This is a genomic window from Fluviicola taffensis DSM 16823 (genome assembly GCF_943372375.1).
GTDB classification, from domain to species: Bacteria; Bacteroidota; Bacteroidia; order Flavobacteriales_D; family Crocinitomicaceae; genus Fluviicola; species Fluviicola taffensis_A.
This window is the reverse complement of sequence record NZ_CALRYJ010000004.1, coordinates 132,282-155,159: the sequence shown is the minus strand read 5'-3', so window position 1 is coordinate 155,159 and position 22,878 is coordinate 132,282. Positions and strand designations below refer to the sequence as shown.

At 39.8% G+C, this 22,878-nt stretch carries 17 protein-coding genes; 12 read left to right on the top strand and 5 right to left on the bottom strand.

What is annotated here, in order from left to right:
• Positions 1 to 11: 11 nt before the first annotated feature.
• Together AAG807_RS08035 and AAG807_RS08030 are read right to left on the bottom strand one after the other, a co-directional pair.
• Positions 12 to 821 carry an alpha/beta fold hydrolase gene (locus AAG807_RS08035; protein ID WP_341902190.1) on the bottom strand — a complete coding sequence of 270 codons (810 nt, stop codon included), beginning with the start codon at positions 819 to 821 and terminating at the stop codon, positions 12 to 14.
• 51 nt (positions 822 to 872) lie between these two features.
• Positions 873 to 1,268, bottom strand: coding sequence for a hypothetical protein (locus AAG807_RS08030; protein WP_341902188.1), 396 nt, complete (start codon positions 1,266 to 1,268; stop codon positions 873 to 875).
• A 331-nt stretch (positions 1,269 to 1,599) separates the two neighbouring features.
• Here AAG807_RS08030 and dinB point away from each other — a divergent pair, with 331 nt between their 5' ends.
• From dinB to AAG807_RS08015, 3 genes are all read left to right on the top strand, one after another.
• Positions 1,600 to 2,820, top strand: coding sequence for a DNA polymerase IV (gene dinB, locus AAG807_RS08025; protein ID WP_341902186.1), 1,221 nt, complete (start codon positions 1,600 to 1,602; stop codon positions 2,818 to 2,820).
• Positions 2,821 to 3,290: 470 nt separating this feature from the next.
• Entirely contained in the window at positions 3,291 to 6,236 is a 2,946-nt protein-coding gene (dnaE, locus tag AAG807_RS08020) for a DNA polymerase III subunit alpha (protein ID WP_341902184.1), read from the top strand.
• Between the two features lie 134 nt (positions 6,237 to 6,370).
• Complete coding sequence (locus AAG807_RS08015) at positions 6,371 to 6,898, top strand: hypothetical protein (protein WP_341902183.1); 528 nt, start codon at positions 6,371 to 6,373, stop codon at positions 6,896 to 6,898.
• Between the two features lie 32 nt (positions 6,899 to 6,930).
• Here the strand turns inward: AAG807_RS08015 and AAG807_RS08010 are convergent, their stop codons facing one another.
• On the bottom strand, positions 6,931 to 8,169 hold the full coding sequence (locus AAG807_RS08010; RefSeq protein WP_341902182.1) for a DEAD/DEAH box helicase: 1,239 nt from the start codon (positions 8,167 to 8,169) through the stop codon (positions 6,931 to 6,933).
• A 146-nt stretch (positions 8,170 to 8,315) separates the two neighbouring features.
• Here AAG807_RS08010 and AAG807_RS08005 point away from each other — a divergent pair, with 146 nt between their 5' ends.
• Complete coding sequence (locus AAG807_RS08005; RefSeq protein ID WP_341902181.1) at positions 8,316 to 10,139, top strand: gliding motility-associated C-terminal domain-containing protein; 1,824 nt, start codon at positions 8,316 to 8,318, stop codon at positions 10,137 to 10,139.
• 41 nt (positions 10,140 to 10,180) lie between these two features.
• On the opposite strand, the gene AAG807_RS08000 is transcribed toward AAG807_RS08005, so the two are convergent.
• Entirely contained in the window at positions 10,181 to 10,654 is a 474-nt protein-coding gene (locus AAG807_RS08000; protein WP_341902179.1) for a hypothetical protein, read from the bottom strand.
• A 54-nt stretch (positions 10,655 to 10,708) separates the two neighbouring features.
• Here AAG807_RS08000 and AAG807_RS07995 point away from each other — a divergent pair, with 54 nt between their 5' ends.
• From AAG807_RS07995 to AAG807_RS07980, 4 genes are read left to right on the top strand one after another with little or no spacing between them, the layout of a single operon-like run.
• Positions 10,709 to 11,329 carry a hypothetical protein gene (locus AAG807_RS07995; RefSeq protein WP_341902177.1) on the top strand — a complete coding sequence of 207 codons (621 nt, stop codon included), beginning with the start codon at positions 10,709 to 10,711 and terminating at the stop codon, positions 11,327 to 11,329.
• A 41-nt stretch (positions 11,330 to 11,370) separates the two neighbouring features.
• Positions 11,371 to 12,612 carry a serine hydrolase domain-containing protein gene (locus AAG807_RS07990; RefSeq protein ID WP_341902174.1) on the top strand — a complete coding sequence of 414 codons (1,242 nt, stop codon included), beginning with the start codon at positions 11,371 to 11,373 and terminating at the stop codon, positions 12,610 to 12,612.
• On the top strand, positions 12,609 to 12,992 hold the full coding sequence (locus tag AAG807_RS07985; protein WP_341902173.1) for a YchJ family protein: 384 nt from the start codon (positions 12,609 to 12,611) through the stop codon (positions 12,990 to 12,992). The genes AAG807_RS07990 and AAG807_RS07985 overlap by 4 nt, the downstream gene beginning before the upstream one ends.
• 55 nt (positions 12,993 to 13,047) lie before the next feature.
• Positions 13,048 to 16,086: a VIT domain-containing protein gene (locus AAG807_RS07980; RefSeq protein WP_341902171.1), complete on the top strand. Its 3,039-nt coding sequence runs from the start codon at positions 13,048 to 13,050 to the stop codon at positions 16,084 to 16,086.
• Between the two features lie 28 nt (positions 16,087 to 16,114).
• Here the strand turns inward: AAG807_RS07980 and AAG807_RS07975 are convergent, their stop codons facing one another.
• A complete protein-coding gene (locus AAG807_RS07975) occupies positions 16,115 to 17,071 on the bottom strand; it encodes an alkaline phosphatase family protein (RefSeq protein ID WP_341902169.1) in 957 nt (318 codons plus the stop codon).
• Between the two features lie 327 nt (positions 17,072 to 17,398).
• On the opposite strand from AAG807_RS07975, the gene AAG807_RS07970 reads away from it, so the two are divergent.
• The 4 genes from AAG807_RS07970 to AAG807_RS07955 all read left to right on the top strand — a co-directional run bounded on the left by AAG807_RS07970 (position 17,399) and on the right by AAG807_RS07955 (position 22,801).
• Entirely contained in the window at positions 17,399 to 18,151 is a 753-nt protein-coding gene (locus tag AAG807_RS07970) for a LytTR family DNA-binding domain-containing protein (protein ID WP_341902167.1), read from the top strand.
• 246 nt (positions 18,152 to 18,397) lie between these two features.
• The gene (locus AAG807_RS07965; RefSeq protein WP_341902165.1) at positions 18,398 to 18,652 is read left to right on the top strand and encodes a hypothetical protein; all 255 of its coding nucleotides are present in this window, start codon (positions 18,398 to 18,400) and stop codon (positions 18,650 to 18,652) included.
• Positions 18,649 to 19,737 (top strand): hypothetical protein, encoded by a 1,089-nt coding sequence (locus AAG807_RS07960; RefSeq protein WP_341902163.1) that lies wholly within the window; start codon positions 18,649 to 18,651, stop codon positions 19,735 to 19,737. The genes AAG807_RS07965 and AAG807_RS07960 overlap by 4 nt, the downstream gene beginning before the upstream one ends.
• 166 nt (positions 19,738 to 19,903) lie before the next feature.
• The gene (locus AAG807_RS07955; protein WP_341902161.1) at positions 19,904 to 22,801 is read left to right on the top strand and encodes a histidine kinase; all 2,898 of its coding nucleotides are present in this window, start codon (positions 19,904 to 19,906) and stop codon (positions 22,799 to 22,801) included.
• The last annotated feature ends 77 nt before the right edge of the window (positions 22,802 to 22,878 follow it).

The window sequence follows — 22,878 nt, the reverse complement described above, 5'->3', positions numbered from 1 at the left end:
TAGACATGTGTCTATTTGCTTTTTCGGTTTAGCAATTTCGGAATCAACTGTTGATACACTTCATCCTTAATAATTCCATTATGACCTTGTCCATGGAGAGTGATCAAAGTGTCTTGCGATTTGAATTCCTTTTTCAGTTTAAGAGATGAACCGTAATAAATGCCATGGTCCTTATCTCCATGAAAAATAACCACCGGCATTTTGCATTCCTTCAGATACTCGTTTGTTTTCAATTTATATTTCAGAATGAAAGTCGGGGCGATTGGATATTTATGACGCATCAAATCTGTCATATTATAATAGGGTGCATGAAGGATCAGTAATTTCGGATTGTTTTCGGAAGCCAACTTGGAAGCGAATCCTGTTCCGATCGAGTAGCCCAAAACGCATATTTTGTCTTCCGGATAGATGTTCTTCATTTCATTATAAGCTGATTGAACATCTTTATGGGTTTGTTCTTCTCCAATAATTGATCCGGGGCTTTTTCCGTAGCCTCTATAGTCTAACATGAAAACGTCATAATTTAGTGCCGTGAATGTCTCTGCAACGATTCCACATGAATTGATAGAGCCTGAGTTTCCGTGTAAGTAGAAAATCAATCCTTTTGAATCCGGAACTTTAAATAGAACCCCGCTTAAGATCGTTCCATCTGTTGTTTTAATATTCTTTTCTTCGAATTTCTGGTCGAATTCAAATTGAAAAGCTTTATTCAGTTTTTGAGGAGAAAAGATCAGGTTTTCCTGAAAGAAATACAAAAGGATGACTCCTAAAACGTATAGTATAATAAGGATGCTTATTGTCCTTAGAAGGAATTTTTTCATGACAATTTGTAGGTTGATTGCTGATTAATTGAACGTGTAAATATATTTCTCTTATTCCTTTCTCTTCAAAACAATCCGTGCAAATTTCCACGTTCGATTCACCTGTGGATTGAAATTGAAAACATACAGCATTTCACTGTCCAATAGTCCCGGAGTTACCACCTGCCAAAAATTAACTTCGGTAACAGTTCGCGTCAATTCTTGGATTTTTTCACTGCTCTGATGCTCGAATACACTGATGGAAGCATGTTCCGTTCCTCCCCAATCAGTCGAAATCTCAAACTTGAGGGTGTCTCCTACGGAAACATTCAATTCCAATGTTTGAGAAGCACCCTCGTACGTGGTTGCAACCAGTTTCTGATTCACATAAATCCGGATTTCATCCAGTCCGTCCGCATAAGCGAATTTTCCAAATAAGAGAATCATCAAAAAAAGGAACTGTTTCATAAAGCGTTTGTTTCACTAAAAGGTATGGAAAATCTACGAATGATTCATCTTTCAATTTGTTTTTAATAAAAATTGGAAAAGAATAGTTGTTCGTAAATCTTTTACGTGGTTGATAAGTATATTTGCACTGTTGATTAAATATTAATCAGTTTTAGATTTAAATATAATCAAAATACTACCTTTGAAACCGGAATTAAAAGTAATAAAATAGTTTGAATGTAATTTGAGATGACTCTTTTCGTGCTGATCAGCTACAGCTGATTAGTATCAAAAGCTTCGCTTTATCTTGTTCGGAAACGTTATGCAGTCGTAAATTTTAAAAATACGAGACATGAACGAACAACAACGCAGTATCGTTCACATGGATTTAGATACCTTTTTTGTCTCCTGTGAACGCTTGGAAGATAGCCGCCTAAACGGATTGCCGATTTTAATCGGTGGATCATCCGACCGTGGAGTAGTTGCGAGTTGCAGTTACGAAGCCCGAAGATTTGGAATCCATTCCGCCATGCCAATGAAGATAGCAAAAGAACGCTGCCCGGAAGCCATTGTTATCAGTGGGAATTCGGCGAACTATACCAAGTATTCACGGATGGTGACGGATATTATTCAGGAAGCAGTTCCGCTGGTGGAAAAATCGTCCATTGATGAATTCTACATGGATCTTTCCGGAATGGACCGTTTCTTCGGATGCTACAAATATGCAGGAGAATTGCGCCAAAAGATCATGCATGAAACAGGATTGCCGATTTCCTTTGGAATGTCAGTGAACAAAACGGTTTCGAAAATCGCGACAGGAGAAGCGAAACCCAATAATCAGATGAATATCATCGATGGGTCGGAGAAATTGTTCCTGAACCCGCTTTCAGTGCAGAAAATCCCCATGGTCGGATTGAAAACCTACCAGATGCTCTGCAGTTTGGGAGTGAAACGGATAGGAACCATTCAGCAGATGCCGGTTGAAATGCTTGAAAGTGTGCTCGGACAAAATGGAATCGCCATTTGGAAAAAAGCGCAGGGAATTGATACGAGTCCGGTGATCCAATACAGCGAACGGAAATCGATTTCCAGTGAACGCACCTTTGAACAGGATACGATTGATGTCGTCCGGTTGCGAGCCATTGTTTTCGCCTTGGCGGAGAACCTGGTGTTTCAGCTGCGGAAAGGGAAGAAAGTATGTGCTTGTGTGACGGTAAAGATTCGCTATTCCGACTTTCAAACGAAAACCTTACAGCATCGGATTCCCTATTCGGCGGCAGATCATGAGATTATTCCAATCGTGATGGATTTGTTTGAGAAACTGCACAACCGACGTCTCCTGGTGCGTTTGGTCGGAGTGCGAATGAGTGAGTTGGTTCATGGAAATTATCAGATGCGTTTGTTTGATGAAGGGTCGCGATTGGCAACCTTGTATCATTCGATGGACGACATTCGGGAGCGCTTTGGAGAACGGGCAATCCAAAGAGCTGTAGGAATGCGCGTGAAGAGTATCGGACATTTCAATCCTTTTAGGGGAGAAACTCCAGTAGTAGTTGCAAACCGGATTGTCTAACATTTTTGCTGAAAACAAGAAAAATGGGAACGGAATTATCGAATATCCGAAAACAAATAGGTTTTGAGCTGCATGGAGAAGCACTTTATAAAAATAGTATTAACGAGTAAACCCTAACCAACCCGGATCACGGAAATCATTCCCTTCGTCTACCACTGAACCTAACCGGGCGGAGGGGGTGATTTTCAAACAGGAATAGTTAAAAGAATAAAACACAAATCAGATCAATCGTTTCCCTCTGTTCAGAGTGCCTAACCTACCATCTACACCTCCCACCTATAGCGCAGATGAATGGAGGGAAATGATTTGATTGGAATCGGATTTCTGATGTCACATCTACTGCCGGATCAAGAGAGAAGGTACAGTAAGGGTGACATCAGGAATTTGGTTTTATTGAAACAGTTATAAATGCCTTAACTACATGCCGTCAATTCGTAATTAGGAATTCGGCATTCGTAATTAGTATAAAGATGTTAAACAATCATTCGTGTTACAGCTTAAAATATGGAATGGTCAATCCGGAAGAATTGGTTCAATGGGGAATGAATGCCGGATATGAACGGATTGCTTTGACCGATATCAATAACACTTCCGGAGTTTTGAACTTTGTGCGATACAGTAAGGAAAACAATCGCATTCCCGTTGTCGGAGTTGATTTTCGGAATGGAATTTCGGGTTGTTACGTGGTTTTGGCTAAGAACAATGACGGATTTATGGAAATAAACCGGTTCCTGAGCAAATACACACACGAAGAAACTCCTTTTCCGGGTAAAGCCCCGAAATTTGAGAATTGTCTGGTTTTTTATCCTTGGGGAAAAGAGCCGGAAAGCTTGGAATCACATGAATTTATAGGAGTGGCTGCCCATCAGTTAAACCGTTTTCGGATGAATAAATCTAGGAATTCGGATAAATATGTGGCGCTTCCATCCATGACATTCCGTTCAAAGCGCGATTTCAATACGCACCGTCTGCTGCGGGCAATTGATCAGAACGTACTGCTTTCCAGATTGGCTCCTGAAGATCAAAGTAGGGAAGATGCACTGTTTTTATTACGGACAAACTTATTGCATAGCTATGAAGAGTTTGGAGATCTGGTGCTTCGTTCGGAAGAGCTCCTGAAACAATGTTCCATTGAATTTGAATTCGCACCTCAGGCAACATCCCAGAATTTGGCTTTCTATGGTGATTCCAGGGAAAATGACCTGAAACTTGTCCGCTCGCTTTGTGAAGAAGGCCTGAAGCATCGCTATGATATCAATACGCCGGAAATCCAACAACGCATTGACAAGGAAATCAAAGTCATAGATGAAAAAAATTACATCACCTACTTTTTGATTGCGTGGGACATTATTTCCTATGCGAAATCGAAAGGTTATTACTACGTTGGAAGGGGAAGCGGAGCGAATAGTCTGGTCGCCTATTTATTGGGAATTACGGATGTCGATCCGCTTGAATTGGATCTGTATTTCGAACGCTTCATCAATTTGTACCGGCAGAACCCTCCCGATTTTGACATTGATTTCTCCTGGCGGGATCGGGATGATGTCATGCAATATATGTTTGACCGGTTTGAGAATACGGCACTCATTTGTACTTACAATACTTTTCAATACAAAGCCACTATCCGCGAATTGGGGAAAGTGTTCGGTTTGCCAAAGACAGATATCGATGTGCTTTCGGGGGATAAACACGGATTGCGGAAGAATGACCCGATCCAGGAGTTGGTTTTGAAATATAGCGGACTGATTGCCGGACTTCCCTCTCATCTGAGTGTTCACGCAGGAGGAATGATTATCAGCGAAAAACCGATCAATTATTTTACCTCCACATTTCTGACTTCGAAAGGGTATAAGACCACTCAATTTTCCATGATTGAAGCAGAAGATGTGGGCTTGTATAAGTTTGATATCCTTTCACAAAGAGGCTTGGGGAAAATCCGGGACACTTTGGATATTATTGCCTACAACCAACCTGCTTGTCCTCCTCACGACATTCACGATGTGCGCAGATTTATTGTGGACGACAAGATCAACAGACTATTGCGGGAAGCAAAAGCGATCGGTTGTTTTTATGTCGAATCCCCGGGAATGCGCATGCTGATGATCAAGTTGCGAACCAATACGTATTTGGAATTGGTTGCTGCAAGTTCAATTATCCGACCAGGTGTGGCTTCTTCAGGAATGATGCGGGAGTATATTTTAAGGCATCGGAACCCGGAACGCATCAAGGAAGCACACCCGGTTTTATTGGATATCATGCCCGATACTTATGGGGTGATGGTTTACCAGGAAGATGTGATCAAGGTGGCGAATCAGTTTGGTGGATTGGACTTGGCGGAGTCGGATGTGTTGAGAAGAGGAATGTCCGGTAAATTCAGATCCCGCGATGAATTTTTATTGGTTCGGACGAAGTTTTTTGAAAATTCAAGACAGCGGGGACATTCTGAAAAGGATATTTTGGAAATCTGGCGCCAGATTGAAAGCTTTGCGGGGTATGCTTTTTCCAAAGGACATTCGGCTTCCTATGCTGTGGAGAGTTACCAATGCTTGTATCTGAAAGCATATTATCCGCTGGAGTACATGGTTGCGACAATCAATAATTTCGGAGGATTTTACCGGACAGAAGTGTATGTTTTGGAAGCTAAAAAACTAGGAGCAGTCGTTGAAGCTCCGTGTATCAATCATAGTAACGCGGAAACGATCATTCAGGGAACAAGTATTTATCTGGGATTCCAGCATATTGCGGGGATTGAATTGAAGCATCTCCGGGGATTGGTTCAGGAACGGAATTCGGGTGGTGAATTCATCGGATTCAACGATCTGTTGCAACGGATTGTGCTTCCACTGGAACAATTGCTGTTATTGATTCGGGTCGGGGCACTTCGTTCATTCGGGATTCCAAAAAAGGAACTGATGTGGAATGCGCATTTGAATTTTCAGAAAGTGTTGGTGAAATCAGCAGCTCAGCCACAATTGTTTTTACAGGAACGCCGCGAATTTGTGTTTCCGGAATTGAAAGAAACCGATTTTGAAGAAGCTTTTGAGCACATGGAGTTGTTGGAGTTTCCGCTATGTAATCCGTTCGATATCCTGGAAGAAAAGCCAAGTGACCATGTCTTGGCGAGAAACCTGATGGATCATGTGAATCGGGAGATTGTAACGTATGGATATTTGATAACAGTGAAACGAATTGTGAGTGCTAAAAACCAGATTGTGCATTTCGGAACCTTGTTCGATATGGAAGGTGATCAGTTGGATACGGTTCAATTTCAGGATATTGCCTTGAGGTATCCATTCCGCGGAAAAGGTGTTTATGCCATTTACGGTAAGGTTTCGGAAGAATTCGGACATGTAACCATCGAGGTTCGGAAAATAGAGAAAATCCCCTATCGGAAAGACGTTCGTTACACGGATTAAGAATAACACGATCGTGTTATCAATAAGGGTTGAAAAATAATTCGATACAAATAAGTTTTGACAATACCGATGATTTAAAAAAGTTGTACTTTTGCAACTTAGAATTAGAACTACGCTACACATCTAATCAAAAAATGAAATTTTTTCAATTTTTCAAGTACGGAAAAGCCGAGGTCAAAGACGAAGAACCACTAATCACAACCGATTTAGGGAAAGATATCTTTGATAAAATACAGCAAGAGTTTATCAGCAAGGCAACTGCGAATGCTGAGAAAATTGTACGTGCATTTAATTCCAAATACGACGGAGCTTTTGATTATTCAATCCGCAGTCTGAACGTATTGGATAGTTTGATTGAAGATTTTTCAGATTTCGCGGATCTTTCGGATAATGAGATTATTGATGACTTTTGTGCACAGACAGGATCATATATTCTGGAAGTTGCCAGACGAACCTACGGAGGTGTTTACTTTTGGGAAGATAGTCTGGAACAACCTTTATTAAAAACAGGACTCCCGAATTTTGAGATTTCCCTTTTGACCTTTGGAAAAGTGAAAAACCGCATTGTGAATGGTGACGAGGATAATATTCCTTACTTCTTTAAAGGGTATTCAGAACGTGTTCGAAATGCGAAAAATGGAGAAGTGGCGACATTCGTATAACGAATGAACGACCACCTTTAAAAACCATTGAATCAATCTGCTTTTTTCTTCCCGAAATATTTCTTCTTATTACGATTCTTGTTTTTTCCACCGGAAGGATGACCGGAGCCCGAACCGGAAGTCTTCCATTCAGGAGTTGCTCCTAATTCTTCAGGAAGCGTAACACGTGGAATTTCCATTTCAATCAATCGTTCGATACGGGAAAGTTTGGGCATATCTTTTGGGTTAATCAAGGTATATGCTTCCCCTTTCGTATTTGCACGCGCTGTTCTACCGATCCGGTGAACATAATCTTCCGCATCTCTCGGAGCATCATAATTGATTACCAGATTGATCTCCTTGATATCAATTCCACGACTCATTACATCTGTAGCAACCAAAATACGTGTGCGTTTGGATCTGAACCCTCTCAACACTTCTTCCCGTTCTTCCTGCTCCAGGTTCGAAGAAACACCTTGTGTATTCTTATACCCGACCTTTCTCAATGCATAAACAATTTCATGAACCTTGCTTTTAGCCGAAGTGAAAATGATGATGCTATCATAGTTGGTGCGCTCTTTCAATATAAAATCGAGAACCTTATTTTTTTGTTCATCAAAGCAAAGAATCACATTTTGTGAAACTCCGGCTGCCGGTTTGGAAATGGAAAGGGCAATTTCTTTTGGATGGATCAGGATCTTCGAAGACAGGTTTTTAATTTTCGATGGCATCGTGGCACTGAAAAGTAAAGTTTGTCTCTTTTTGGGAAGATGCGAAATGATCCGCTCAATATCATCCGAGAACCCCATGTCCAGCATCTTGTCAGCTTCATCCAGAATCAAGTGTTCCAATTGAGAGAAATCAACATAACCTTGCATGATGTGAGACAGTAATTTCCCCGGAGTGGCAACGATGATATCCGTTCCTTCAACCAATGCGTTTTTTTGTTCTTCCCAGCGAGTACCGTCACCACCACCATAAATTGCAACGGATCCTACCGAAACAAAATAAGACAGACCTTGTATTTCTTGTTCTATCTGAATCGCAAGTTCTCTGGTAGGAACCAGGATCAGTGTATTTATGGAAGCATCTTCTTTTCCTGTAAGCTTATGCAAAATAGGAAGGATGAATGCAGCGGTTTTCCCTGTTCCGGTTTGTGCACAAGCTAATAAATCGCTATTAGCAAGGATTTCTGGAATGGAAAACTGTTGGATTGGAGTTGCATTTTCGAAGCCCATGTGATGAATGGCTTCAAGGACCAAATCGTTTAATCCTAATTCATTGAATTTCATAGATGCAAAGTTAGTTAATCTTATTTAAGCATACATGCTTTTTGATGATAAGATAGGTTCTTAATAAATTGTTAAAAACAGAAAAAAAAGATTCCTCAAGCAACTAAATAGTTACTATATCCGTTTAGTATTCATAGATTTGCGTTATGAAGAAAAAAATATTAGGTGCATTTATTGTCGTATTGACCTGGAATACAGCAAGCTCACAATGTTCCCAATTTCCGTTGTTGAATCTGGGAAATGACACATTACTCTGTCAAGGGCAATCATTGAATTTGGTAGCACCATCCGGCTACGATGCATATACATGGAATATTTTACCGGGAAACCAAACGGATGTAACGATCACAGCACCCACTTCGGTTGTGTTGAATGTGGTCAATTATACAGCTAATTTGGTTGTCAATGGAGACTTTGAAGCGGGGAATACCGGATTCACAACAGGATACGGACCCGGAACCGGAGGTTCATTTGGCTTATTAACAAATCCATCGACTTATGCAGTCACAACCAGCCCGAATCTGGTTCACAACAATTTTGGGGCATGCAGTGATCTTGGAACCACAGGACCGGGAAATATGTTGGTTGTCAATGGATCAAACGTTCCTAATACAACTGTTTGGTCACAAGTGATCGCAGTCGATCCGAACACGGATTATTCCTTCTCTGCCTGGGCAACCAGTGTGGAAAATATCACGCAGTCAAACGTTGCCATATTGCAATTCTTTATCAATGGAGTACAGATCGGACCGGTTTTCAGCCCAACTTTGCTTTCATGTAATTGGCAGCAATTTTCCCAGTTTTGGAATTCCGGAGTGAGTACATCGGCAACCATCAGTATTGTTGCCCAGGTTTCCAGTGGGAACAATGATTTCGCGATTGACAATATTACATTCAATACAGCTTGTCTTCAATCAGATACATTGGTTGTCACTTACGATGCAAATACAGTTGATGCCGGAGCAAATATCACTTTTTGTCAAAATGAACCACAAGCGATAACTGCAACCGCAAATTTCCAGAATCCTAATTTCACATGGGAAACGGGTGCAACAACTCCGACGATCACACCAGCAACTTCTGGCTGGTATACTGTGTCTGCAGTCAGTCCGAGCGGATCCGGATGTATTCTTTGTGATTCTGTCAATGTATCCATTACAGCAATGCCTTGGGGATTTGATACGGTTGCAGCTCAGCCTACAAGCTGTGGAGTCAATGATGGTGCCGTTTATACGTTGGTGCATGGTCCATTCGTAGGACAACCGATTTATACGTGGAATGGTCCGGGAGCCAATAATCCGAATCAGATCAATGCATCTGTTTGGCAAAACTTAGGTGCAGGATGGTATTATATCGATGTTGAAAACCAAGGCTGTCATAGAACAGATTCAGTTTTAGTGACGACTTTGAACCCACCAATAGCGCAAGTTTCTGCAAATCCAATTTCCGGTTATGGACCGTTGTCGGTTACATTCACGAATGGAAGTTCGAATTCAAATAGCTTTGATTGGTATTTTGGAAATGGAAACACCAACTCCACAACGGATCTTTCTTCACAAAATCAGGTATACGATTCTGTTGGGTCCTATAATGTGATTTTGGTAGCAATTAATGGAAACTGCACAGATACGGCATTTGTTACCGTAATTGTCCTTCCTCCTCCGGTTCCTCCAATTCCACCGGTAATTGTACCTGTTGATATCAAGGCTCCGAATATCTTTACTCCGAATGGGGATCATGTGAATGACTTCTTTACATTCGAATTGCTGAATATCAAGGAATTGGACGTGACGGTTGTCAACCGTTGGGGAAATCCGGTCTATGTTTCCAGCGCAGTGCCATTCAGTTGGGACGGGAAAGATTCTGGAGGAAACTTGGTGAACGAAGGTGTTTACTTCTATAAGTACACAGCCAAAGGAGCACAGGATGAATTGTTCGAAGGACAAGGATTTGTGCAACTATTCAAATAGAAAAAACCGCAACACTTAATATGCTATTTGGCGGACTTGGATTATTTTTTCCGGGTCCGCCATTCTTTTAGGGTTAACTCCTGGTCCTCCACGACATCGTAGTAATACATCGTATTATCCGGATAGATGCGGAACTCAAAATAAGTAGCCAAAGCTTCACCGTTATCTTCTGCAACTGAAACCCCGTAATATTCCTGATCATCGGATGGAGTGGAGGAGATGCGTCCTACCAGATGACGTTTCCCTTTTGATTCGCGTTCGATCTTATCAGACAAGCTTTTCACTTCAGGAAGTTGCCAAACCAGATCGATCAGTTTATCTTCCGTATGGGTGATTTTGACATGGGTATCTTCCTTCGGTTTTTTAGCTTCTTTTTTCAGTTCCGGTAGTGGCTCCTCATTCAATGTTTGAGTTTCAACGGGAGTTTCGGCTTCTTGCTTTTCCTCCTGATTGTTACCACAAGAGAGAAGAAGTGTTGTGAAAAGGATTGCTGCTACTGGTCTGTAATTTTTCATGTAAACAAGTTAATTATAAATGGTATATTTAGTAATAAATTTAACACCTGTTATATGAAAATAGTTATTAGTTTAATTACATGTTTGATTTGTCATTTTAGTTTTTCTCAAGTTGCCTTAGGTTTTCCTGAGTACAATGTGGTCTATCGCGGCTATGATAACAAAATCAAAATAGGTGCGGGAGCAGAAACAGCATTTCTTGATTTGGAAAGCGACCAGGCTCAGATTTACCGGACAGATTCGTGTTTTATTTTGAAACCACATGCCTCTGCAAAAAACATCACTGTAATTGCCCGGAACTTCAAAGACAAGAATGTGGTCGGAACATGGCAATTTCGCGTCTTGAATTTACCTGTACCAACTGTTTTCTGGGGAGTTTCTCCCGCAGGTTCTCCTGTTGTAACATTGGATAAAGTGAACTTACGTGTCGGGTACGATGAAACTTTAATTTTGGAGAATCCGGGTTTTGAAGTGGTTAACTATCAGGTGAATTCACCCTTGATTGCAGCACCACTTCCGTTAATTACCGGCGGAGCAATTACACAAGAAGTGCTCGATGCATTGACAAAAGCAAAAACTGCCAATAAAGGAAAACCGGTTGATTTTAACGTTACTTTACAAGTGAAAGGTCGTGATGGTTTGATTCGTAAAATGACGGCTGAGTATACTTATTAATAGTCGCTTGCAAGGATAAAGCGTTTTCCTATCTTTGCGCCATGATTTTCGGATTTTCTCGGTTTACAACCCTTTTAGTGTTCTTTTTTTTGCTTTTTGGCTGTCAGACGGAAGTCAAGGTTGCGAAAAAAACGGATGCTGAAACCTCCGTGGAAGAATTCCGATTCCCCAAATTTAATCCGGTTCCGAAATCATTTGTTCCGCATTATTACGACAGTATCAGTCATTTTTACCGTGACCGGATCGCACCTGATTTTAATGGGATGTTTCTGGTGGCAAAAAACGGAGTGGTCGTTTACGAACGTTACAAAGGAATGGCGAATCATCAATTCAAACAACGGGTTGATAAACACACTCCTCTACACGTGGCTTCTATTTCGAAGGTGGTTACAGCTATTGTGATCTGCAAGTTGGTTGATTCAAATCTGGTTGTTTTGGATAAAGATATCCGCTCGTATTTGCCGGAGATCATGTACGAGGGAATAACGGTCAGAATGTTGTTGAATCACAGAAGTGGAATTCCATATTACGGGTATTTTCCCTATTCCATTTGGCCTGCAACCAAAACCCTGACCAATCAAAAGATTGTTCAGCTCCTGAATACGTACAAAATGCCCCTGTACTTCCCCCCGAATTCGCAGTTTTCCTATTGCAATACCAATTATGTCTTGTTGGCTTTGATTGCTGAACGAATCACCCACAAGAAGTTTCCCCGTCTTGCCGAAGAGTTGGTTTTTGATCCCTTGGAAATGACCGATTCCTTTATCAACGACGGATCTAAAAATTCGGATTCCCTGGCTCAATCCTATGATTCAAGAAATACACTGGAACCATTCACCAACCTGGATGGCGTTTACGGAGATAAGAACTTGTATACAACAGCAAGAGACTTACTGAAACTGGACAAAGGAACTTATTCAAGTGCATTCCTGAGTGATGCGATCAAAAAAGAGATTTTCAAAGGTTACAGCTACGAACATAAAGGGAAAAGTAACTACGGTTTAGGATTCCGGATGCGGGAAGACAAAGGGAAGTCAACTTTGTTTTTTCACACGGGTTGGTGGCACGGAAATACAGGTTGTTATGCATCCTTGAGACAAGATACGATCTGCATGATCATCCTTTCAAATCACTACACTAAAAAAGTATTTGCAATCAATCGCTTATCGACACTGTTCGGCAATTATCCTTACGAACCTTTGATCGATACGAAGGAAAACTTCATTCGTCCGAATGTGGCTAAGTTGCATATGGACGAAGCTATCCGGAAAAAGAAACCATGAGTTCGGAAATAGTAGGTGCATGTCATTGCGGAAGTCAAAAACCGTTCGTTGAATGCTGTGAACCATTCCTTTTGGAAACTCGTTTTCCAGCAACTGCAGAAGAATTAATGCGCTCCAGGTATTCGGCATACGTGACCAAAAATGTTTCCTATATCCTGGAAACAACCTCACCGAAATTCAGAAAATACTACAATCCGAAATCAATCCTGGAATGGGCTTCAAACAGTACCTGGATCAGTTTGGAGATTCTTTCTTCTTCGGAAAAGCGCGTCAAGTTCGTTGCGACCTACCTGGATGAAACAAACCAATTGACGCGTCACACGGAAGATTCCAGATTTGAGAAAATAGCAGGTCGCTGGTATTTCATGGACGGAGAATAAGGCAGATTGAACCTTTGCTTGAGCAAGATGTATTCTTAAGCGAAATCTATTCTCTATGAACTTAAAGAAGTATCTGGCTCCTGGTTTGGCTCTTGTATTCGGGCTTTCATTCCTATTCTACGGACTTTTCTCGAAAGAAGCACCAATCACTCCTAAAAAGCATAAACATGCTGCGAAACATGCGAATTGGACAGTTGAAAAACTGAACCTGAATACCAGCCTGTCTAGTCCGGCTTTGATGGTCAAGAATAAGCAGGAGATCAGTATGCCTTTGAATACACGGAGCTTGCATATCAAGACCGCGATTCATGGAAGCTTTGCAGAGACCAGATTGGAAATTGAATTTGAAAATGAGAATGACCGCATTTTGGAAGGAGAGTTTTATTTCCCATTGGGTGAAAAACAATTGATCAGTAACTTTCAATTGGAAGTGAATGGCAAGATGCGTGAAGGTGTTATCGTGGATAAGGATTTGGGAAGAGTGGCATTTGAATCCACTGTTCGCAGAAAAGTCGATCCGGGATTGTTGGAGTTATCAAAAGGAAATACATTCAAAGCCCGGGTTTACCCGATTCCGGCAAAAGGAACAAAGAAAATTTCCATTACCTATGTGGAAGAGTTGACCACGAAAGACGGAATGAATGCTTACTTTCTTCCGTTAAATTACAGCGGCGAAATTGAAAATTATTCCTGCTCCATTTCTGTGGATGATTTAGGTCAGGAGATCTTAGATAAACGAAATACCTATTCCTTGGTCGGAGGTCAATTTGTGACGAGATCCGATTTGAAGAAAGTGAAACTGAAAAAAGGAATTCAATTGATCCAACAGGATTTGGATGAGTCGGAATCCACTATCGCACCTACAGAAGACGGCAATTACATTTTTCAAACCTCTCTTCAGCCAAAACAGGAAAAACACCTGAAATCAAAACTGAGATCGGTATCCGTTTTATTGGATGTTTCCGCCTCTTCTGAAAAACGGAATTTTGAGAAAGAAAAAGCCCTGATCCGGAAATACCTGGCTAGCTTCAAGAAAGTGGATGTTCAATTGATCGTATTCAGCAATGCAGTACACGAAACAAGCTGGAGGACGATTCTGAGTGAATCGGACATCACCCGTTTTCTGGAAGAGTTGGATTACCAAAAATTGGATGGAGGAACCCAGTTGGGGTGTATTGCCGCCGATCAGATCTTAGGAGAAGAAGTACTTTTGTTGTCAGATTGTTTATCCAATTTAGGTAAAGAGTCCTTTCCGAAACTGAAGAACAAGCGCGTGTATGTGATCAGCTCCAGTTCTGAATTTGATTCCCGTTCGGCACAATTGACGGCACAAAACGGAGGTGAATTCATCAACTTGAATGAAAACGGATTGGCTGAGAGTTTGAATAAATTGAAATACGAACAACTTCAGTTCCTGGGAATTCAAGGGATAGAAGGAAAAACTACCGGAATCGGATCGTTTGCCGATTCTGATTTTAGGACCTATTCCAAATTGAAATCCCTTCCAAAAGAATTCACATTGCTCTTCGGATCGGGAGGGAAAGTGACAAAGAAAATCAACTTGAAGCGGGATGCCTTGAGAAAAGTGAAATCGACGGAAATGCTTTCTAAATTTTGGTCCAATAACTACCTGAAAGAGTTGGATCTGGAAAATGAAAAGAACAAACCCGAAATGATCCGTTTGGCGAAACAGAATAAGCTGATCTCCCGCTATACTTCACTCATTGTCCTGGACGCTTTGGAAGATTACCTGCAATATCGGATCGTTCCACCGGTAGAGATGAGAAAAGAGTATTATAAACGCTTGAAAGCACAAGAAACTCCTGAAATTGATTCGAAGAAAGAGACCAAGGAACACCGGGAGATGGTTCAAACGCGTTTTGAAGAATTAATCGAATGGTGGAGAACTGACTTTGAACCCAAACCGGTGGAGAAGGAAGAAAAACTGAAAACGATGGAAACAATGGATGTTGTTACATCAAGCGGGAATGCAAATACGAGCCAGGGACAAGATGCTGCTGTAGGTGAAACAGTTGTTCTTTCCGATCGTGCGGTTTCATCTGGTACTTATAGTCTTAGCGCGACTTCAAATGGAGCAACAAGTTATTCTTGGTCTGAAACCTCTAATTTAACATTTCAGGTGACGGATGTAAATGCATCGGGTTTCAAAGTTTCAGATAAAAACGAGCTGGAAGCTAAAATTGAACTTTCAAACTGGGATCCGGAAACACCCTATTTGAATAAACTGAAGGCAAGTAACCAGTCAGGACTTTACACAACCTATCTTTCTCTAAAAAAGAAATACCAGAACCAACCTTCGTTTTACGTGGATGTCTCGGATTATTTCCTGAAACTTGGTAAGAAGAAAGAAGCGATCCGCATACTTTCCAATATTTCGGAATTGGAAATGGAAAATCCTCAAATGTTGCGCATTCTGGCTCATCGCTACGAACAGATGCGAGAATACGAATTGGCAGTTTCCGTATTTGAAAGGGTGAAAAAAATGCGTCCTGAAGAACCTCAGTCATACCGCGATTTGGCTTTGGCCTATGAACTGAACAGGAACTATTCCAAAGCATTTTCCGAGCTGAAATATGTAATTACTCATAGCTGGGACGATCGATTCAGAGACATTGAAAATATTTGTTTGGTTGAGTTGAACCACTTGGTATCGAAACACAAATTGGCAACCGGTAAACTGAGTAAAAAACTGATCTGGCAACTACCTGTTGATGTCCGTGTAGTGATCGATTGGGATTCCGATAATTGCGACATTGATTTATGGGTGACAGATCCGTCAGGTGAAAAATGTGATTATTCACATCAATTAACGGAAGCCGGAGGGCGAATTTCACTCGATTGCACAGGTGGTTATGGACCGGAAGAGTTCATGATTAAAAAAGCGATGAAGGGAACTTATCAGATTCAGGCGAATTATTATGGAAGCAGTGCTCAGACTTTATCCGGATTGACAACAATACATGTGAAACTGATCACCAATTATGGTCGGAAGAATGAGAAGACTCAAAGTATCACCCGGAGATTGGAAGAGCAAAGCGAAATCATTGATCTGGCAGAATTCGAGTTTGAATAACTACTAATTCGGATTTCGGATCTCGTAATTATTTAAAGAGTTCCTTCAAAACCCGCCCTTTTCCGGTAGGCATGGAGAAATGAAGTATTTCCGAGATCGTTTTACTGATATCTAATTGTTCCGCACAATCTTTGGATTCGACATTCTGTTTGAAATCAGGACCGATTGCCAACAGACTGATGTGTCTGCATCCTTCGCAGTTATCGCCGTGGCTGATATATCCGTCTTTATGTCCATCCAAATGACGACCATGATCGTTCGTGATGATAAGTGCAGTTTTGTCTTTCAGTTTTTCGTTGGACTGAATGAAATTCCATAGATGGAATGCATAATCGTCACATTGCTGAATGGATCTTAAATAGCGGTCCCATTCTTTTGAATGTGCATAGGAATCAGCAGCAAGCAGATTGATCAGCATCAGATGTGGTGGTTTTTCAGCAGAAAGAACATCTTTTACCTTATCGAAAGTTTCCTGGTCACCGGTGTAATCTGCTCCGTTTCCATTGAGTCCGCAATAGGTGCAAGGTTTGAAGACATTCGACCATTTCTTATAAGTGGTATTTCCTAAAACCTCCAATTTTCCTTTACTCGAAATAACCCATGCATCCGATTTTGGAACTGCTTTTTCTTTCAGGTAATATTGGAACATAGATGGATATTTCGGGAACTGTTTTCCTGCATTCGAGATATGCTGATACCTTCCGGTAACAATTGCCGAATGTCCTGAAATCGTGTAGGTTGGACCGTTGTTTCTGAAATTACTTAGAAGAACACCTTCTTTTTTTAGCTCATTACCTAAATGCGGAATGTATTTGTAAGTTGAATCTCCGAATGTTTCCGTGAAGCGGGGACCGTCGATCACAAGCACAATGACATATTCCGTATTGTACTTTACAGTTTGGTCATCTGGTGTCTTATTGAAGCCGAAAGAGGAGGTGAGGATTACGCCAACTGCAATTACCGCCGAAAGTAACAATTTTGTCATGGTTCATTTTGAAGCACTAAAGTTACCATTTTTTTAATGGAACAGGGACATTGTGAATTATTGGCAGTATAAAATAAAGTCGATTTTGTAACGTTTCTTAATTTTGGAATTCTAAACAGAGACTTCTGCCTATGGTAAGCTTTTTAGGGATAATTTATTTAATCCGCTGCAAGGAAATTCTATTTGTGAATAGAAAAGGGGACAACTTTTTTTTTCGTAAATTACTACCAGGTTAAGTCAAATTTTCAAACCATCCACTCATTCATTTTATAAGATTACTAACGACATTTACTTTAAAGGAGATTACAACTATTTACTGTTATGACTATGAAAACTAAGAGGGTGTTAATTATCGACGATGAGGTTGATGCAAGGAGGGTTATTTCAAAATATTTGGAGCGCTATTTTCCGAATTTTCAAATTCTTGGAGAAGCGGATTCTTTCAAATCTGCAGTTCAGTTAATTAATGAAACAGAAGCTGATCTGATCTTCATCGATATCAATTTAGGTGATGGAACCGGATTTGATGTGTTGGACGACAGCGATGCTTTTGCCGCCCAGATTATTTTCACGACAGCCTTCGATCAATATGCAGTAAAAGCATTCCGTTATCATGCCCTCGATTACTTAATGAAACCGATTGATTCCGAATTGTTTGTTGAAGCAGTGAATCAAGCCCTGGATAAAGTTCGGGAAAAACGTTCCATGAGTGCAGATCAGATCCTGATTTCTTATGGGAATGGGGAGCGCAAAATCTCTATTCCGACAGCAGATGGAATGTGTTTCGTGCGTTTGGATGCGATTGTGTCTTTCGAAGCAGATAGTTCTTATTGTAAAGTATTCCTGGAGGATGGAAAGGAAATACTGGTTTCCAAGCCTTTGAAGTTTTTTGACGATAAATTGAAAGCGAATGTGAATTTCATTCGACCACACAAGTCATTCATTGTCAATATGAAATTCGTGGATGAATACCTGAAGGAAGAAGGTGGATATATCAAAATGAAAAACGGATTGAAAATTCCGATTTCACGTCAGAAGAAAGAAGATGTGATTCGCGACCTGCAAACACATTTTTTGTAAAACATATTAATTGGTTCAAGTTGTTGTGCCTAAGGCAGAGAATATGAATTTTATGGTAATGACTATAAAGAGAAGCGTATCAAAATTATTGATAATGAGGTGTTGGGAAAAAGAACAGAAGAAAATAATTAAAAAAACGTATGATAATCTCTCGGTTTTAATGTTACATTAAACATCTGTAACCTTAAGGAATACTAACATTTTTATATTTGGAAAACATATTTGTATTTAATATATTTGAGTATTATGGATCATTTAGAATTTTTCCCATATCACAATAGACTTATTGAGTTTATCTACTTAGGTAAACGCAAGAAAGGTGTGGTTCTTGATGCTATTCCATATAGTGAAAAAAGAGTAGGCACAGAGTATGCATTTATTCCAGTTGGGAATCTCATAACTTGGCGAGATGCTTCTGAAGCAGAAAAAAAACAACTTCAAGAAACAATAGATATTAAAAATATCTCCAAAGCAGAATTATCAGGTCTCCAACACGCATGAGCATAAGTATAAATGACTTGTTTGAGGACGGGATTCTTAACCTTCCCTTAGAAAGGAATTCAGAACATTTCTTCAGACCTTTTATTAAAAAGCTGTTTTCAGATTTCATTACAAAAGTTGATTCCCTTCAGCTATCAACTTTTTTTCCTGATAAAGATAAAGACAAAATAAAAATTCTTGTAACTGGAATACTGCAATGTATTGATATGTATCTTGATGGTCGTCCAATGGAGGCTTACCAGCGTCTTGTCGAATCATTTAATGCTTCTGGAGTTGCAATCGAAATTCTGCTAAAAGATAATGACCTTGATAAAAGAAGTCTTTATAGGTTGAGAACTCAAGATAAAAATGGAGGGTACCGCTTAAACAAAAAAGAACTTTTCCATATCCCGTTTCATAAGAGAGACTTAATCAAGACTCAAAGATTCAGTATTCCTGGATACCCATGTTTGTACCTTGCAAATTCAATATATGTAGCTTGGGAAGAAATGAGGAGACCAGAACTTACAAAGTTACACTCGGTTCGACTTCAAACTCAAAGAAATATCAAATACCTGGATCTCTGTAATACTTTTTATCAGAAAAATTTTGACCGAAGTAATATGGATGAACCGACTCTTTTAAGGCATTTACTTGCTTGGCCTCTAATTGCGGTTTGTTCTGTAAAAGTTCCTGACTCTGATGCAGCATTCAAACCGGAATACATTATTCCTCAAATGGTTTTACAATGGGTTAAAAATGAGAAAAAGCATGAGGCAATCAAATTTTCATCAACTCACATTGACCAAAACAGAACTAAAACCTCAGGAGAGTTTTTTAATCTGGTAATGCCAGTTGTTACTGATTGTGATGATGGACATTGTCCGGATATTCAAAAAATGTTCACTTCAACAGAAGTCTTATCATGGCAGTTGTATCAAGCCTCAAGTGGTGGTCTAAATGGAACTGATTGGGGAGTATCACATTCAATAAATGATGATGTCAAGGGCATTGAATTTATATCAGGTGTTCTAACGCCTTACGAACATTCTTCATTAGCCTCACTTGAACATCAGTTGAATAGCATGGCTTTAACCAGTTTCTAGTAAATTCCATTTGAGCTGTCAGTACAAGATCTTCAGATAACTGCAAGCGTTTATCCCGTGCAAAAATGGCAAATCCGTCTAAGAAAGTCCAATTCAATCGTGCAGCAGCAGTAAGTGAATTATTGTTGACCCCGTTTTTATTACATTTGCTTACTAAACATGCATCATGCATTTTCAATTGATCAAGCACTTTTTGTGGGGAATCTTTTTTGTCGGAATTACTTCGGTAGCAGCCGCTCAGGGAAATCGTATCTCATGGGAATACAATTACGATCATTTTGGGATTGAAAACGGCTTGCCAAGTTCGGAAAGCTATCAGGTTTACCAGGATAAATCGGGACTCTTGTGGATTTTGACAGATCGCGGAGTTGTTCGATACGATGGATTTGAATTTCGCAAATACACAGTGGAAAACGGGTTGTCTGACAATGTTAATTTCAGACTGGTGGAAGCACCAAATGGGGCAATCTGGTTTATCGGTTATAATGGGATGTTGAGTGTTTTTGAAAAAGGAGAGATGAAACCATATGTCTACAATCATAAACTTGAAAAGGCGGTTTCACTGGTAAAAAATCCTCATGTATTACTTCATGTAAATGCAGATCGTTCTATAATCTATGGTGCTAGCGACAAGAAAATGATAGCAGTTACCAATAAGGGAAAAGCACGTGTAATATCTGATAAGCTTGGGAAAGAAGGCTATTTTTTTGAGTTTGGAGATCAGGTAATGGCTTTTAAGAATAGGGAAACGCCACTAGATTCTTATAATACCTACTTTATCAGAAATAATAAGAAAGTTCTTGCTGGAAAGCTCATTTTTGGAACTACCATGAGATTCAAAAGGCATCAAAATCATCTTTTCTTGATGGCTAGCAGGAAGTTGTACTTAAATTATCAGCAACAATTTAAACTGTTTCCGGAGAACGCAGAGGTCATTTCATTGGATTCTGATGGTCAATTTTTATATGTTGGATTGTATAAGAACGGGCTAAAGAAGTACCGCTTTAATCCTAAAACGAAAACACTTGTTTTAGTTAATCATTATCTGTCAAATTATTCAGGTACTTCTGTTTGCAAGGATCGAAATGGGACATTATGGATTACGACACTTGAAAAAGGTCTTTTTGCTATTTATGATGAATCGTTTTCCCAATTATTCGTTAATGGAACTAATTTGGATGAAGATATTCGCTTTATAAATGGAAACAAGGACAATGTGGTGATTACCTGTTATGTAGGTAAATGGCAGCAGTTGTATCCTCCGTTTCTTTGCAAGGAAGTTGGCAAAACCGTACTTAAATACAATTTATTACCGGTGAAGAACGGTTTCGCCTTTGAAAAGGGAACCGTGAATTGGGGCGATTGGAAAGATGTGGATGCGACTTATCCGTTTAATCCTGTTTACGCAACGGATTCTTCTGTTGTGGGAATCAATTACAACGGAGATGTAATCTCGGAAATTATTGGTAAATCAGTTGTAACAACAAATATAGAAGAGATTTATTCGAGTGGGATTGGAGGAGGAATAAATCTGTTTTTTATGACTTCAAAAAGGAAATTGGTTATTCTTCGAAATGAAGGTTTGTTTACCTTCAAAATCGGAAATGGGCGTGTTTTGATGAGTACTCAAAAGTTGTTGTCTAAGCGGATTAATTTTTTGGAGTATAACAAGGAATGGGGTGTGGTAGCCATTTCAAATACAGGTGAAATTTTCAGTGTTAATGCTGAAAAGGATAAATTGGAGAAGCTTGTTGTTAAGGCTAATATTGGCAAACAGATTTTGAATGTGTTCTTTGATGAAAAAAAACGCCTTTGGATTGCTACCCAAAAAGGATTATTCTTATTTGTAAAGAAAAAAGAAAAAGTAATTGTTTGTTCTTTTTTAAATAAGTGTTTGCTGTCAAGTGGAGAAATAAATGATTTATACTCCTACAAGGATGTGGTTTATTTGGCAACCAAATTTGGTGTTCAAAAAATAGATTTTCGGAAAGTAAAGAAGGTAAAGAAAGGATGCCCAATTGGGGTGTTCTCCATTCTGGCTTTTGACAAGAACAAAAAACTTCCGAAAAGCAAGGTGTACCCTGCAACAACAGATTTGATTAAAATCTTCCTTTCAAATAAGCTGTTGACCAAGCGTACCAGTTACAAATACCGCTTTGGAAAAGATCAAACCTGGATAAGTTCTGATAAAGGTGAGATAATCATCAATAATCCGGTGGATGGAAATTATGATTTGGAAGTATCCTTCTTGAATGAGCAAAATGATTGGACAGAATCTAAGGTGTTAGCTAGTTTTAGAGTTGAAAAAATCATTTTCCTCAGATGGTATTTCATCCTGATTTATATCGCTTTGGTGGGAATTCTTTTCTATGCTATTTTAAGGTATACGGTTGGTGCGGTAAATAGGAAAAACCACCTCTTGAACCGAATGATGGAATTGGAAAGAATGGCTTTGGCTGCACAAATGAATCCTCATTTCATCTTTAATTCATTGAACTCCATTCATAGTTTTCTCTTGTACGAAGAAAATGAAAATGCAGAGAAATACTTAATTCGGTTTGCAAGATTGATTCGGCAGACCCTGGCAAATTCCAGGATGTCCTTTATTACGATTGAGGAGGAATGCGAGACTTTGAAGAATTATATTTTACTGGAAAAGATGCGTTTTAAAGATGCATTCATCTTTACTATCGAATGTGAACCCCGTCAGATGCCCTCGTATCCGTGTATTCCTCCGATGTTAATTCAGCCATATGTTGAAAATGCAATTCTTCATGGTTTGGTGAAACGACCTAATGGCGGTGAATTGTTCCTGAAACTTTACCAGGAAAACGATTTGTTGAAAGTCCTGATTCAAGATAATGGGATTGGCTATGCGGCGTCCAAAAAAGAGAAGAAAGATTCCAAACATAAATCCTACGGGACACAAATTACGGAAGAACGTCTGAAATCCTTGCAAGGAAAAAATAGCGCTTACAGCGTTTCAATTGATACTGCAGATAGCTCGGACACTGAATTTCCGGGAACACGTGTAATCGTGACTATTCCAATCAATACGAATTAAAATGCAATCCTGTGCCTTCGACTACGCTCAGTCACCGTATAGAAGTGATTAAAGGACGCTGAGCGCAGTCGAAGCGT

What these genes read in the sequence shown, in the direction of transcription:
- AAG807_RS08035 (WP_341902190.1), bottom strand. Translation starts at nt 821, where the DNA reads ATGAAAAAATTCCTTCTAAGGACAATAAGCATCCTTATTATACTATAC.
- AAG807_RS08030 (WP_341902188.1), bottom strand. Translation starts at nt 1,268, where the DNA reads ATGAAACAGTTCCTTTTTTTGATGATTCTCTTATTTGGAAAATTCGCT.
- dinB (WP_341902186.1), top strand. Translation starts at nt 1,600, where the DNA reads ATGAACGAACAACAACGCAGTATCGTTCACATGGATTTAGATACCTTT.
- dnaE (WP_341902184.1), top strand. Translation starts at nt 3,291, where the DNA reads ATGTTAAACAATCATTCGTGTTACAGCTTAAAATATGGAATGGTCAAT.
- AAG807_RS08015 (WP_341902183.1), top strand. Translation starts at nt 6,371, where the DNA reads ATGAAATTTTTTCAATTTTTCAAGTACGGAAAAGCCGAGGTCAAAGAC.
- AAG807_RS08010 (WP_341902182.1), bottom strand. Translation starts at nt 8,169, where the DNA reads ATGAAATTCAATGAATTAGGATTAAACGATTTGGTCCTTGAAGCCATT.
- AAG807_RS08005 (WP_341902181.1), top strand. Translation starts at nt 8,316, where the DNA reads ATGAAGAAAAAAATATTAGGTGCATTTATTGTCGTATTGACCTGGAAT.
- AAG807_RS08000 (WP_341902179.1), bottom strand. Translation starts at nt 10,654, where the DNA reads ATGAAAAATTACAGACCAGTAGCAGCAATCCTTTTCACAACACTTCTT.
- AAG807_RS07995 (WP_341902177.1), top strand. Translation starts at nt 10,709, where the DNA reads ATGAAAATAGTTATTAGTTTAATTACATGTTTGATTTGTCATTTTAGT.
- AAG807_RS07990 (WP_341902174.1), top strand. Translation starts at nt 11,371, where the DNA reads ATGATTTTCGGATTTTCTCGGTTTACAACCCTTTTAGTGTTCTTTTTT.
- AAG807_RS07985 (WP_341902173.1), top strand. Translation starts at nt 12,609, where the DNA reads ATGAGTTCGGAAATAGTAGGTGCATGTCATTGCGGAAGTCAAAAACCG.
- AAG807_RS07980 (WP_341902171.1), top strand. Translation starts at nt 13,048, where the DNA reads ATGAACTTAAAGAAGTATCTGGCTCCTGGTTTGGCTCTTGTATTCGGG.
- AAG807_RS07975 (WP_341902169.1), bottom strand. Translation starts at nt 17,071, where the DNA reads ATGACAAAATTGTTACTTTCGGCGGTAATTGCAGTTGGCGTAATCCTC.
- AAG807_RS07970 (WP_341902167.1), top strand. Translation starts at nt 17,399, where the DNA reads ATGAAAACTAAGAGGGTGTTAATTATCGACGATGAGGTTGATGCAAGG.
- AAG807_RS07965 (WP_341902165.1), top strand. Translation starts at nt 18,398, where the DNA reads ATGGATCATTTAGAATTTTTCCCATATCACAATAGACTTATTGAGTTT.
- AAG807_RS07960 (WP_341902163.1), top strand. Translation starts at nt 18,649, where the DNA reads ATGAGCATAAGTATAAATGACTTGTTTGAGGACGGGATTCTTAACCTT.
- AAG807_RS07955 (WP_341902161.1), top strand. Translation starts at nt 19,904, where the DNA reads ATGCATTTTCAATTGATCAAGCACTTTTTGTGGGGAATCTTTTTTGTC.